This is a genomic window from Desulfosporosinus burensis (genome assembly GCF_054657535.1).
The window spans coordinates 81,061-94,968 of the sequence record NZ_BAAHYN010000017.1 but is presented as its reverse complement, the minus strand read 5'-3'; the positions used below and the strand labels follow the sequence as shown (position 1 = coordinate 94,968).

The window sequence follows — 13,908 nt, the reverse complement described above, 5'->3', positions numbered from 1 at the left end:
TTTCCTCACTTTGTCCAACTATGTCTTTAAACTCGTATTTACTATAAGTACCTACGAGTTTGGCTGCATACGATTGCACTTCTTTAAGGTTTCGCATCGAAATTGTTGCGCCTTTTATCTCTAATCCCTCTTCAGCATGTATAGGCATAACTGTAGCCAAAAGACGCTTTTTCTTGTGTTTAGGATCTTTCTGGTAAGTAATTTCAATTTCAATTTTATTTTTTTTTGCGAGCTCATTTAAAGTTAACGAAAAGTCATAGAATACTTTGGTGATGTGTTGATTTAGAGTTTCTTCAGGCGTAATGCCTAAAAGTTCAAGGGCAGACCGATTCAAGTGGATTATTCTACCCTTTTCGTCAGTCACAATAATTCCTTCATGGATACTATTAACCACGTTATCGTAGCGTTTAAGTATGGTGTTTAGTTGATCTTGAACTCGTCGTTCGTTAATCACACTGCCAATCATTTGACACGCTTTATCTAAAAACTTCATCATACCTTCTTCGTCAGATAACAGGCGACTTTTCTGTTTTTCATCGGTTGCAACTAAACAAAAGCTACCTAAAATGTCGCTTTCAATCTTAATTGGATACGCAACTACAACTAAATATGGGCAAATCCCATATCGAAGACAACGTTTACATACATCCGATCGCCCAGGGTCCCGTGTAATAATTGGATGTCCCGATGCCAAAATTGACCCAGTTAAGCTGTTCTCGTTATAACTCGTTCCAATTTCCGCTTTTGTAATACCTGAACCAGCCAAGATTGTTCTTGCTGGGTCAAATACCATGACATCGATTCCTAGGGCGACAGCAATCGCCTCTACGACTTGTTGAACAAATTCTTTTACAGAGGCTAATTCCAATGCCACTGACATCTCCTCCTTGACTTTTACAAGGTGAATCATTGACAGTCTTTTATCTGCTCAAACCATAGGTTACAGTCCATTCCAAAGCGTCAACTTCGGCTGACATTGTTTTCTTTGCCATAACATAATCAGGCCCTGATACTGAACCAATATCTAGCCTGATTTGTCTTTTGATATAGATATATATTTAGTCAAATTCCATCCTCGTTGTTAGAAAGTACCAACTATCTTGATTCAATTTTTACTTCCCTTTTCTTTAAGCGCATTTAAAACTTTTTCTCGCGTAATCGGCAATTCTTTAAAACGTACACCAATCGCATTGTAAATCGCATTGGCAATTGCCGCTGGCACTGGATTCAAAGCGGGTTCCCCGATCCCCTTAGCCCCGAAAGGTCCATTTGGTTCCACTGGCTCTACCCATATACTCTGAATGCGTGGGACATCTTTAGACCCTGGGATTCGGTAATCTAAAAAGCCCGCATTTAAGATTTCTCCTTCCTTTGTTAACATATCTTCCATTAGAGCCCACCCAAGGCCCATACTGACACCGCCTTCAACTTGTCCTGCCAAAAGTGTAGGATTGATAACCCTGCCCACATCGTGAGCAGCCCAATAGTTAATTACATCTACATGCCCTGTCTCCGCATCTATTTCTACTTCAGCAATATGGGTTCCGAAAACGTAAGCAGGAGAGATATTTCCGTATTTCGTTTTAGGGTCGGGCGGTACAGTAGCTGGTATATAATACCCATTACCAACAATTGAGGCACCCCCGTGTTTAAATACGTATGTCTTAGCAACTTCTGAAAAAGTCAACTGTTTTCCCGGGTGGTTTCTTAGATATATGATGCTTTCCTTAGCAAATAATTCGTTCGCACTGACCTCTAACATCTCAGCAGCAGCTTCAAACAAATATTTTTGCGCAGCTTTTGCCCCTGCTATAACACCCATCCCTCCGACAGTAGTCCCTCTGGTTGCATAAGACCCGAGGCCAAACGGGGCAATTTGAGTATCAATCGTGGCCACCTTAAGATCAGCTAGTCTGGCTCCTAGTGTTTCTGCCGCGATTTGGGCAAAAGCTGTATCCTGACCTTGCCCCATGTCGCATTCTCCATGGAACAAGGTAATTTTGCCGTCTTCGCCAATTCTAACAAGTGAAGCTGAACCATCGAAAGGTGGAAAGAATCCACTATTTCCTGAGACGTGGTTAGTACAAGCTAGACCTATCCCCCGATATTTTCCGGGTTTAACATTTTCGTTAGCCCTATTCTTCATAGCCTCAACGGCTTTGTCAACTGTCTCCACTAACCCACAAGTGCCAATTTCCCAACCATGAATGTTCACAGAATTGCTGGGTATAACATTTAGTTTCCTAATTCCTTCCGGTGTTATTCCCAACTTTTCAGCGGCCATATCCATTATCGACTCCAAGACAAAGATCGATTGAGAGTTACCGAATCCACGGAAACAACCAGTCGGGACAGTATTAGTGTAAACCGCAAAACCGTCAGCCTTTACATTTTTAAAATTATACAAAGCGTCGATCCGGATACAAGCGGTAGACATAATCGCTGGGCCGTAAACAGTCCTAGCGCCATTACCAGCAATAATCCGCATCTGTTTCGCAGTTATCTCTCCATCCTTTTTGAACCCCATTTTGATCCAAAATCGCATTGGCACTCTAGGGTTTCCAGCAATAAAGTCTTCATATCGGGTATTGACAATTTTAACCGGATGCTTAGTTTTTTCTGCAAGGATAGCACAAGCCAAATGAAGGTTTGCTTCGAATTTAGCCCCAAATGCTCCTCCGATAAAGGGTTTAATTACCCTAATATCTTCGGAAGATACTCCAAGGGCTTTAGCATAGGTCAAACGTGCTTTATTTGGAACTTGAATCGGCAACCACATTGTCAACCCTTTTTCTTTTTCCGGTCGAACTACAACCGCCATCGATTCCATGTAGGCTTGATAAACCTGGCTTGTGGAAAAGGTTTCTTCAATAATTAGATCTGCTTCGGCAAAGCCAGTCTCTATGTCTCCTCGTTCGATATGGACTTCGGATGCAATATTCTTCTTCCAATCCTCATTAATCAAGGGAGAACCAGCATTCATGGCCTCTTCAAGATCAAATACGGTGGGTAGTATTTCATAGGTAACATCAATTAAATTCAGCGCCGCTACCGCAGTTTCTTCATCGATGGCTGCTACTGCCGCAACTTCTTCTCCAATAAAGCGCACCTTGTCTTTGGCAAAAATGTACCAATCCTCATTACTAGACATAGGGCCAAATTTTACTTGTGGGGTATCTTGAAAGGTAACGACAGCCTTGACCCCTTCAAGGGCTTGGGCTTTGGTGGTATCGATCTTCAGAATCCGAGCATGCGCATGAGGACTGCGTAAGATTTTACCATACAACATACCGGGTAGCTTAAGATCAGTAACAAACATTGCCCTACCTGTAGCCTTCTCCCAAGCATCAACTGGGGTAACTGACTTCCCTATATAACTAAATTCGTTGTTTTCGGACAACTTGTTGACCTCCTTACTCTTTTTCAGCTACATCAAGGACCGCATCAACAATTTTCTGATAACCTGTACATCGGCAAAGGTTACCTGAGATAGCATCCCTAATCTCTTCTTCAGAGGGATGTGCGTTAACCTGCAGTAACGCTCTGCCAGTAATAATCATACCTGGAGTGCAATAGCCGCATTGTATAGCCCCTTTTTTCATAAAACTCTCTTGTAGGGGATCTAAAACTCCTTCTTGACTTTCTAACCCCTCAATTGTTAAGATCGTTTTTCCATCTGCCTGAGGAGCTAATACTAAACAAGAACTAACAGGTTGCCCGTCCATAATTACAGTACAAGCGCCACATTCACCCTCCCCACACCCCTTTTTAGTTCCAGTAATACCGAGATCTTGCCTAAGTACATCGACCAATTTACTTAGGGGTGAAACTAACAATTCATATTTATCTCCATTCACTGTTAAAGTAATTTGCATTTTCATGACTTTGCACCTGCTTTCCAAAGGGATGTTAAGGCCCTTTTAACCAATACTTGAACCAATTCCCTCCGGTAGCTGGCAGTAGCACGTATATCATCAATCGGTTGACATTCGTCCGCAGCAATTTTCGCTACTTTTTCAATAATCTCGGTGCTCATGATTTGCCCGGTTAATGACTCTTCACTTTTTATTGCCCTCATCGGCACAGGTGCTACTGCTCCTAATCCTAAGCGAACTTCCTGGCACTTATCTCCATCCAATTTAAGAACACAGGCTACACTAACTAATGCTATATCCATTGACCGCCTTAAACTTTCTTTCAGGTAAATACTTTGGTAGCCTTGGGGCAATTTAGGCAATTGTATCTCTTTGAGGATTTCCCCGGGTATCAAGGCAGTTATTCCTGGCCCACTAAAGAAGCACTTTGCCGGAATTTCCCGATCACCATTCTTACTTTGGGCAATCATAGTGCCCCCTAAAATCAGGATTGGCGTTGCTGTCTCTGCTGAAGGAGCAGCTGTAACTAAATTACCGCCAATAGTTGCTAAAGTCCGGATCTGCCATGATCCTAAAACGTGAGCCGCTTGGGCTAGCAAAGGAAAATCCTTTTTAATTACCGGTGAAACCTCAATGTCATGAATTGTTGTTAAAGCTCCAATTCGTACCTGGTCATCATTCTCTATAAAACTAAGTTCTCGAATACTTTTAAGATCAATTAACTGTGATATCTTGATTTTATTGCGTTCAAGTTTGACCACTAAATCAGTGCCACCTGCCCATAGTGAAGCCTCATTATATTCGGCTAAATACTCCAACGCCTTTTCTAGATTTTGTGGTTTTAAGTAGATTACATCTTGCAAAATTGCTCACCTACCTATTTTCAGAATATTTAGCAGAGAGTCCCCGGCTAACCTCCGGAGACTCCCGCTTAGAAGGTTAAGAGCTACTTTTCGAAGGTCGATGCCGGATAGAATTTGAACTGCTCCCAATTGCCATCTTTAGCAATTAAAGCATTAAAGCTACCTGATGTGGTACCGTGATCATCAAAGTTAACATCTCCCGAGGGACCTTGGTAATCAATATCATTACCTTTTGCAAACTCAGCGAGTGCTTCTTTATAAGTAAAAACCTTAACTCCAGGAGGACTTGCTACTTTCTTGTAATTCTGATTAATGGTAGTACCATCAGACGTACCACCTGCCTGCATTGCCAAAGCCATAATCATCAACGCATCATAAGAGTTCGCCTCAAAACTACCTCCTGGTTTTTGACCAAAAGCAGTCTCATACTTTGCTGAAAAGCTCTTATATTCTTCACTAGTACTATCACCAGCTGGTATTTCTGTTATGATCCCTTCCATTAAATCTGAGCCTACTAATTTAAAAATCTCTGGTACTGCTATGTCACTCGAAACCATCCACTGCCATTTGTAATTACGTTGTTTGGCTTGTTTTAGGATAGTAGGAGCTGTTTCCTGACCACTACCTAACCAAACGGCATCTGGGTTTGTGTCAGCTATTTTCTTGAGTTCCGCTAAGTAACTGGTTTGCCGGCTTTGGAAGGGCAATGAGATACTAACTTTGCCACCTAACATCTCGAATTGTTCTATTACGGCATTGCAGATCGAAGTTCTACTTTCCGCTGTTTCATACATAATGGCAATGTTACGATACCCTTTGTCCCATAGGGTGTGGGCTGCTACTCTACCATCCAAGGAATCTGAGGGTACGGTACGAAACTGATAATCTCCGCCGGTTTCATCTAACTTCGTTGTACCGGCATATGGAGAAGCTATAAAAACCTTATTCTGTTTGGCAAAATCCCATATTCCTAGCAAAACATCGGATACCATTCCATGAATTGCTATTACGCCATTTGCCGAAATTTGCTTTCTAGCTCCTCTTATCCCGCTCTCAACCGCACTTTGGTCGTCTTCAGTATAAAGCTTGATCTGACGACCATTTACACCACCAGCAGCATTAATTTCATCAGCTGCTAGCTTTGCAGCATTGTAAACAGGTTTTCCAAAAGCGCCCATTTCTCCCGTGTAAGATGTCAGTATTCCGATTGGAATTTCTTCGCTCGATGCACTAGTATTTTGATCGGATTTTCCCGGATCAGTAGGCCCACTGGTCTCTTTAGCGCACCCCGTTAGCGCAAGGAGACTTACAATTAAAACTAAAACTAAACTTTTCATACCAATATCTTTTGGACTTTTAAAATTAGGTAATATAAACATTTCTTCATCCCCTCTTTATTTCGAATTACCCAATATTGTGACCTAAAAATAGTCTTTCGAATTCTTCTTCGTTCTCTAGGAATCCCTTACCAGTACCTTCTTTTCGAACTAAACCAGATTCTAAAAGATAAACACGATCCACATGGGCCAGAACTTGCTTTGGACTTTCTTCTACTACCCAGATGACTGCCGTACCATCATCACGAATTTTGCTAATCGAATTAATCATAGATTCTGTAGCCTGAGGCGCTAACCCAGATGTCGGCTCATCTAGGATTAACAGACGTGGGTTAAGGATTAAGGCACTACTAATTGCCAATAACTGTCTTTCTCCACCACTTAATGTTCCTGCTCTTTGTTTATAGCGCTCCTTCAACTTCGGAAAACGACCGTAAATTGCTTCGATGGCTTCCATGGGATTCTTAATATTGAAGGCGCCCAATTCTAGATTTTCTGCTACTGTCAGATCAGCAAAAACGTTCTCTTCCTGAGGCACGTAGCCTAACCCGATGTTCGCTAACTTATGATTCTTGAGTGTTGATATATCTTGCTTGTCAAAAATAATCTGACCTTTGATTAACGTTAAAATCCCTGCAATTGTTTTCATTAAAGTTGACTTACCTGCACCATTTGGGCCTAAGACAGCAATCATTTCGGATTCCTCTACCCTTATTGAGACACCATGAAGGATTGGCATCTTGCCATAACCAGATTCGACAGACTCACATTTTAATAAGCTCATGCTGTCCCCCCCAAATACACTTCAATAACCTTAGGGTTCTTGAAAATATCCTGTGGTGTGCCCTCTGCAATGATTTGGCCAAGGTTAAGAACATAAATATAATCACATAAACTAGATATAAAACCTAGATTATGATCCACTATTAACAAGGTTAACCCTTGCGTTCGAAGTCTCAATAAGATCTGCACTAACTGATTCTGTAAAGCAGGATTAATTCCAGCAGCAGGTTCGTCTAGCAGTAAGACCTCTGGATCTAACATAAGCTGTCTAGCAATTTCGGCAATCCGAGACTCCCCAGCACTTAAATTCGCAATTAAATCATTTCTGCGTTCTATTAAACCAAATTCCTCTAACAGCTGTAGGGCCTTTTTACTATGTTCTGCCTCCTGCTCTCTAACTTTCTTGCCATTAATCAGGCCTTGCCAAGGCTGTTCTCCTTTCTGTCCTTTAGGAATTACCAACATGTTTTCCATCACCGTCATTTGAGCAAAGCCCTGGGATGTCTGAAAAGTTCGAGCCAGACCCTTGGTAGCAATCTGGTTAGCTTGTAAATGGCTAATCTTTTCTCCCTTAAAGTAAATCTCTCCTTGGGTAGCCGGATAATACCTAGCAATGCAATTAAACAATGTACTCTTACCAGCACCGTTTGGCCCGATTAAGCCTGTTATAGATTTCTCCTTAACTTGTAAACTGGCATCGTTTACTGCCTTGAGTCCGCCAAAAACCTTACTCACCTTTTTAATGTCAAGTAACACTTACTCACCTCCTTAATGCGTTGCATTTTTCTCTGGAAGAATTCCTTTGGGCTTAAATCGAATAATTAATACTAAGATTAACCCCATTGCTATAAATCTACTAGCTGCCATAATATGGGCTATCTCAGCTGAAGCCTGTAAAAACCTAGTTGCCTCTTGAATCCCAACAATCACTGCCGCTCCTAAAATCATCCCTTTGTAATTGCCCGTACCTCCGATTGTTAAGGCAATCCAGACGACCCAGGTAACTTCAGCGACGAAAAGGGATGGGACAATCAAACTTGTATACCACACGTAAAAAGATCCAGCAAATCCGATTACGGCTGCCCCGATAACAAACGACCACATTTTAAATTTAACAACGTTTTTCCCAGCAGCTAGTGCAGCATTTTCGTTTTCTCTGATAGCCTTTAGCGTCCGACCAAATGGCGAATGATCAAGGCGCGTATGCAAGACCCAAAACACTCCAACTGCACCAATTATAAGTAAGGCATAAAAATACTGATAAGAGTCTGCCGAACTGAAAAAAGCACGAAATGGTTGTTTTATACCTATAAAACCTGATACACCATTCGTTAACCAGGCTTCATTAGTAAAGAGGTACCTTACAACTTCGGCGAAGGCATAAGTCGCTATCGCTAAATACTCTCCTTTTAAACGAATAGTAGGTAAACCAACTAAAAAAGCAAATAAAGCTGAAACTAATCCAGAACCGATAAAACCCACGATTATTGGCAAGTCAAATCCAAACATGTAAGAATCTGCTGTATTCGGTGGAGGGGCCGTTAATATAACATAGGTATAGGCACCGATCGCAAAAAAGGCAACTACTCCTAGATCAATTAGACCCGTGGTGCCAAACCTCATGTTTAGTCCAAAGGCGAGTATGGTATAAATACCCATCAACACAACAATACCCGCAATGAATACTCCGATATTAATTGCTCTCACCTCCTAAAATTCCTTGTGGTTTGAAAATCAGTACCAAAATAACCATCGCAAAGGCTACCGCTGGTCGATAAGAAGCAGGGATAATTATTACACTCAAATCCATTCCTAAACCGATAATCATAGCTCCTATCATAACCCCGTATAGACTTCCAATTCCCCCCAATACTACTGCCGATAAGATTAACAAAATAACTGCCCATCCCATATCTGTGTAAACCGTCCCGATCAGTCCGTAGAAAACGCCGGCCATTCCTCCTAATGCCGAGGATAATAACCATGTAATTGAAGCAATTCTTTCCGTATTAATGCCCCTAGCATTTGCCAACGTTAAATTACTTGCCATTGCTCTAATCGCTTTACCTGTTAAGGTCTTGGTTAAAATAAGATGTAAACCATAAACGCTAGCTAAAGCTAACATGATCACTGTAATTTCCGTTCCAGAAATTATTGGGACTCCATTTATTTCAAAGACTTTTGATGAAGTCACATTATAGGATTTTGCTTGCGCCCCATAAATAGCTTCGAGTACACCATGAATAATATAAGCAACTCCAACTGACGTAAATAAGAGATAAAGACTACCATGGCCTCGAATTGGTTTATAGAAAACTATAAAACATAGCCATCCTACAAAAGCTGTTATTGATGTAGCAAGTAGGAATGAGAGAAATATGTTGAAATCATACGTTACGTTGAAGGTGTACCCCAAGTAAGCCCCTAAAGTCAAAATTTGCCCATGAGCAATATTTAAAAAATTCTCAATTCTTCTTACTAGTGAAAAACCAACTGAACCTAGAAGTAAGATTGTTCCGGTTACCAATCCAGAAATTAAATATGGAAGATAATCCACTTTTGGCCTCCTCTCTTTCACTATGTATAGATGTTTTTCGTGTTTTAATTTTGGTTAGCCTACCTCAAATTGAGGATTCATCTTTATCCCTCCCCTTAACAGATCGATAAGTAATAGAATGTTATGTTTATTTGAATATTTGCAATTTTCATGCCAACCATTCAAGCCCTATGAATACCTCAATGAGTAATACTTAACTATAATTTTCGCATGTTTAAATTGTTATTTTTGATAATAGTTTCTTACCATTGAGAAACTTTAGCAGTAACCGATCAATTAGTATTGGATTAGAGTTTCTGGAAACAAAGGTCAACACATTAAAGCTGCCTTGTTTGAGGGAGTTAAACTTTGGAGCTAGCCGAGGAAAGGGTTATTTTCGTTCAGACACCATAAATTTGGAATGACATTCCTTGAATCTTCAAAAAAGAAGAGGTAGCTCGTTTTCTCGCGTACTTTGCCGCATAGGAAATTAAATCAAGAAGGGTGTCCTCTGGCGTCCCTAACTTTATACTTCTTTGATCCAGAAAGAAGACGAAACAAAACTTAAGATTTTGTCGAGGCGGTGCTGGGCTTATTCCAAAAAAGAATATTCACCTACTAAGCGGGTGAATATTCTTTAATAACGAAGTTCTCGAACAAAATGAGGTAGTAACAAACTGGAGATGTTTTGTTACTACCTCATTTCTAACCTTCAGAAGTATAGTCCTCGCGACACTTTTGACAAACAGAGGTGTTCGTGTAACGTTTCATGGCAGAAGATGGGTTCTGAAAGTGGGAAGTGGTACTTTAGTAAGTTAAAAAGTTGTTGTTCGTGGTGTATCCCAGTTCTTTCCTTTCTAAAATTTATAAATTTAAAAAGCCCTAGGTTACGATAAACCCAGAACTTTTTAAAAAGTGTTATTCTTATTTTTTACTTTAATTTTTTAAAATTACATGGCATTCTTATAGATTTGAATCACTTTTTCAAGAGTTGCCGTGCGAGGATTAGTGAATTGACAACAAGCTCTAATTTTGCATTTTCGGCCATTAGTGCAAAGTCTTCTTCTTTTACATTCAGTGCAGCTAATCCTGTAGGAATTCCGACATCTTGAGACAGCGTACTAATCGCACTAAAACATTTTTCTGCTGCATCTCTGTCAGAAAGTCCATCGACATTTTCTCCCATTGCTACAGCAATATCGACATAACGTTCGAGATTGCCGATCATATTAAAGCGTGAAACGTGGGGAAGAAGGATTGCGTTGCATACACCATGAGGTAAATTATAGAATCCACCTAATTGATGGGCCATCAAATGAACAAAGCCTAAACTAGCATTATTAAAAGCCATACCCGCTAAGAATTGAGCATAAGCCATTTGTTCGCGTGCTTCGAAATCCTCTCCATTCGCTACAGCCCGACAGCCCGACGTAGATATGAATAATACTAGTACATTGAATAGAGACTTTCATTTCAAAAAATGGAGTGAACCGTTCAGCTTAAGCTGAACATCTAAACTTCGGTATAAGTCTCCAGTCAGTGGTGACTTATACCGAAGGCGCAGATTCACTGACAAACACTTTCGCGCAGTAGGATGAACTCTACCTCCTTCGCCACGAGGTGTTCGTATTGGAAGGCGGCTTCGGCGATAGTCTCCACTGGAGCCTATCGTACTGAAGACTATTTGGAAGTCTCGATGTTCAACTTTAGTTGAACGAGTTCACAGCTTTCCACATTAGTACTAGTTTGTACAAATGAGCATATGCAATATTTATAAAATGGAGGTAATTATGAAAAAGAATTTTAAATCTCGCATTAGCTATGGTATCTCACTACTTTTGGCGGCTTCCATGCTGCTCGTCGTAGGATGTGGAACAGCCGCAACCCCAACAACCCCAACAACCCCAGCCACTCCAGCGCCACAAACGACTGAATCTCCAAAACCTACAAATCCTGACCTGATTTTAGCGACCACCACTACCGGGATGGGCTTACCTCCTGTGGTCGTTGGATTATGGGTTTCAATTTTTCTGTGGAGATCTGGTCCTTTTGGATTTTTAAATATCATGTATACCCCAACAGCCATTATCATCGCTCAGCCGATCATTGCCTCTCCCATTATTGCCGCCTTAACCTATGCCGCCCCTACACAATGGACAAGTCGCAGCGGAAGGTTCCCCCAACGAACTACTCAGGAATCCCCAACAAGGAGATGTCGCACGTTTTCTCGCGCACTTATAGTGCAGTAAACGGTCGCTGTAGGATCCATGCGGAGAATGACAGCTTGCACAGGTGAACTCGCTGGTCCAGTTCACTAGGTCATTATCCTCGATATCTTTTCCCGTAGAGTTTCCACCAGGAGCAGACATGGTTTTCACGACCCCGTTTGCCATGTGAACTGAAGCATGGCCTTCCATAGTACCACCAAAGGTACCTGCAGAAGAAGAAGCAAATACGTTGTAAAACCCTAATGTGCCATCATGGCAAGCTGTACTGGTATAATAAACTCCATTTTTAAACAACAATTTTTTTGATGCACCTGTGTGTGTTTGATGACAGCTTGCACAAGAGTTGGTGTTATTTTGATACTCTCCGTGGGTTCTTTGCTTCCCACTTGGCTTGTCAGTCGCTTTGATTACATCATTAGCTGATGTACCGTCATTAGTATTTACCTTCTTCCCGGTTTCGTTAACGTTAGCGATGTCATTGTCTGTATCCGTAGCAGGGTTAAAAGGACTAGTGACTACATCCGAGCCTACTGGTTGTAATTGGCTGTCATCCGTAATGGTTGTTGCTAGAGCAAGACTCGTAATACCTAATCCAAAAACCATGATTAAACTAATTATAATCCCAGCTAGCCATTTTCTCATATTCCCATCTTACCTTTCTTTTTGATATACTTTCTAAGAAGTTAGTCAGTATATCACCCCTACCTTAATTAGGACTATTCCTCAACAAACTAACAATATTATGAATAATTCGACCAATTAACTCATTTTTCCTTCTAATATTATAATATTTGCTAATAAAATAGCTTGGAGTTTTGTGCTCTAAAGGGGGCATGGGAATACAGAAGAAAAAGCCCTAGGATTTTGTAAAAACCTGGGGCTTTTATACGTTATCATTACTTATTTTTGTTACCTTTAGGTTACATGGCGTTTTTATAGATTTGAATTACTTGTTCAAGTGTTGCTGTACGAGGATTGGTGAATTGACAAGCATCTAATTTCGCATTTCCAGCCATCAGAGCTAAGTCTTCTTCTTTTACATTTAAGGCATTTAGCCCAGATGGAATTCCGACATCAGCAGATAGAGTGGCGATTGCAGTTAAGCATTTTTCCGCTGCATCTCTGGTAGAAAGTCCATCAATGTTTTCGCCCATTGCTACAGCAATCTCCGCGAAACGTTCAAGATTGCCAATCATGTTGAAGCGTGAAACGTGAGGGAGAAGGATTGCATTACATACACCATGCGGTAAATTATAAAATCCACCTAATTGATGAGCCATTGCATGAACATAACCTAAACTGGCGTTATTAAAAGCCATACCCGCTAGTAATTGGGCATAAGCCATTTGTTCACGTGCTTCGAAGTCATCGCCATTCGCCACGGCGCGACGTAAATATTTAGGAATCAATTTAAAAGCCATTAAAGCGGCTGAATCCGTTACTGGCGTGGCAATCGTGGAAACATAGGCCTCAACGGCATGGGTGAGTGCATCCATTCCGGTGGCAGCGGTTAAACTTGGCGGTTGTTTCATCATTAACAAGGGATCATTAATTGAGACATTAGGAGTTACGTGCCAATCAACGATCGCCATTTTTATATGCCGTGCTTCATCCGTGATAATACAGAATCTTGTCATTTCAGCAGCCGTACCAGCGGTAGTGTTAATTGCGATCATCGGAGCCATCGGCAAAGGGGATTTATCCACGCCTTCATAGTCGTTAATTCTTCCGCCATTACCTGCAACAAGCCCAATTCCTTTGGCACAGTCATGTGAAGATCCTCCGCCTACGGATACAATCAGGTCACAGCCTTCTTTAGTATAGATGTCAAATCCATCATGCACGTTTTTATCGGTCGGATTAGGTTCAGCACCGCCATAAATTACAACTTTGACGCCTTCTTTTTCAATAATATCAGCAATTTCCTGAGCCATACCAATCTTTTCGAGATAGGCATCGGTCACCAGTAAAACTTTCTTTCCGCCCAGTAATTTTGCTTGTTTTCCTGTTTCCTGAGCTGCTCCAGCTCCCATGAGGTTTACGGTTGGCATGAAGTACCCATAGACTTGATGAATAACTGACATAGTTAAATACCTCCCATTTCCTTTTTTATTGGTCACGCTGTCTTATATTATTTGCAATATCCATGCCAAGCATTCTGAATATTTGTTATAATAGTTTACAATGTTGATTATTTCTATGATTTTGATACCTTAATAAATGAATATTGATTTTTATATGAAATTTCTAATTCCTTTCTGCTCTAGTTTGATTCACTTTGCTCGG

11 protein-coding genes and 2 pseudogenes are annotated in these 13,908 nt (G+C 40.9%); 1 reads left to right on the top strand and 12 read right to left on the bottom strand.

Going from position 1 to position 13,908, the window contains the following annotated elements:
• The 10 genes and pseudogenes from ACYQ3Q_RS24380 to ACYQ3Q_RS24335 all read right to left on the bottom strand — a co-directional run.
• Window positions 1-874: GAF domain-containing protein (locus tag ACYQ3Q_RS24380; RefSeq protein WP_459931044.1), on the bottom strand; the 874-nt coding region annotated here is incomplete at its 3' end.
• 231 nt (window positions 875-1,105) lie between these two features.
• Complete coding sequence (locus ACYQ3Q_RS24375) at window positions 1,106-3,400, bottom strand: xanthine dehydrogenase family protein molybdopterin-binding subunit (protein WP_459931043.1); 2,295 nt, start codon at window positions 3,398-3,400, stop codon at window positions 1,106-1,108.
• Between the two features lie 13 nt (window positions 3,401-3,413).
• On the bottom strand, window positions 3,414-3,881 hold the full coding sequence (locus ACYQ3Q_RS24370; RefSeq protein WP_459931042.1) for a (2Fe-2S)-binding protein: 468 nt from the start codon (window positions 3,879-3,881) through the stop codon (window positions 3,414-3,416).
• Window positions 3,878-4,738 (bottom strand): FAD binding domain-containing protein, encoded by an 861-nt coding sequence (locus ACYQ3Q_RS24365; protein ID WP_459931041.1) that lies wholly within the window; start codon window positions 4,736-4,738, stop codon window positions 3,878-3,880. Before ACYQ3Q_RS24365 ends, ACYQ3Q_RS24370 begins: the two co-directional genes overlap by 4 nt.
• 83 nt (window positions 4,739-4,821) lie before the next feature.
• Window positions 4,822-6,117, bottom strand: coding sequence for an ABC transporter substrate-binding protein (locus tag ACYQ3Q_RS24360; RefSeq protein WP_459931040.1), 1,296 nt, complete (start codon window positions 6,115-6,117; stop codon window positions 4,822-4,824).
• A gap of 25 nt (window positions 6,118-6,142) precedes the next feature.
• Window positions 6,143-6,859: an ABC transporter ATP-binding protein gene (locus ACYQ3Q_RS24355; protein ID WP_459931039.1), complete on the bottom strand. Its 717-nt coding sequence runs from the start codon at window positions 6,857-6,859 to the stop codon at window positions 6,143-6,145.
• Window positions 6,856-7,614, bottom strand: coding sequence for an ABC transporter ATP-binding protein (locus ACYQ3Q_RS24350; RefSeq protein ID WP_459931038.1), 759 nt, complete (start codon window positions 7,612-7,614; stop codon window positions 6,856-6,858). The genes ACYQ3Q_RS24355 and ACYQ3Q_RS24350 overlap by 4 nt, the downstream gene beginning before the upstream one ends.
• A gap of 12 nt (window positions 7,615-7,626) precedes the next feature.
• Window positions 7,627-8,565, bottom strand: coding sequence for a branched-chain amino acid ABC transporter permease (locus ACYQ3Q_RS24345; protein ID WP_459931037.1), 939 nt, complete (start codon window positions 8,563-8,565; stop codon window positions 7,627-7,629).
• Window positions 8,552-9,415 (bottom strand): branched-chain amino acid ABC transporter permease, encoded by an 864-nt coding sequence (locus ACYQ3Q_RS24340; RefSeq protein ID WP_459931036.1) that lies wholly within the window; start codon window positions 9,413-9,415, stop codon window positions 8,552-8,554. The genes ACYQ3Q_RS24345 and ACYQ3Q_RS24340 overlap by 14 nt, the downstream gene beginning before the upstream one ends.
• Window positions 9,416-10,344: 929 nt before the next feature.
• Window positions 10,345-10,814, bottom strand: a pseudogene (locus tag ACYQ3Q_RS24335) (dehydroquinate synthase/iron-containing alcohol dehydrogenase family protein); the annotation flags it as partial.
• A gap of 370 nt (window positions 10,815-11,184) precedes the next feature.
• Here ACYQ3Q_RS24335 and ACYQ3Q_RS24330 point away from each other — a divergent pair.
• Window positions 11,185-11,547 (top strand): annotated as a pseudogene (locus ACYQ3Q_RS24330) (hypothetical protein); the annotation flags it as partial.
• Here ACYQ3Q_RS24330 and ACYQ3Q_RS24325 read toward each other — a convergent pair.
• Both ACYQ3Q_RS24325 and ACYQ3Q_RS24320 read right to left on the bottom strand, forming a co-directional pair.
• The gene (locus ACYQ3Q_RS24325; RefSeq protein ID WP_459931035.1) at window positions 11,524-12,264 is read right to left on the bottom strand and encodes a hypothetical protein; all 741 of its coding nucleotides are present in this window, start codon (window positions 12,262-12,264) and stop codon (window positions 11,524-11,526) included. The pseudogene ACYQ3Q_RS24330 and the gene ACYQ3Q_RS24325 sit on opposite strands and share 24 nt — an antisense overlap.
• Before the next feature lie 278 nt (window positions 12,265-12,542).
• On the bottom strand, window positions 12,543-13,706 hold the full coding sequence (locus tag ACYQ3Q_RS24320; protein WP_459931034.1) for an iron-containing alcohol dehydrogenase: 1,164 nt from the start codon (window positions 13,704-13,706) through the stop codon (window positions 12,543-12,545).
• Window positions 13,707-13,908 lie beyond the last annotated feature (202 nt).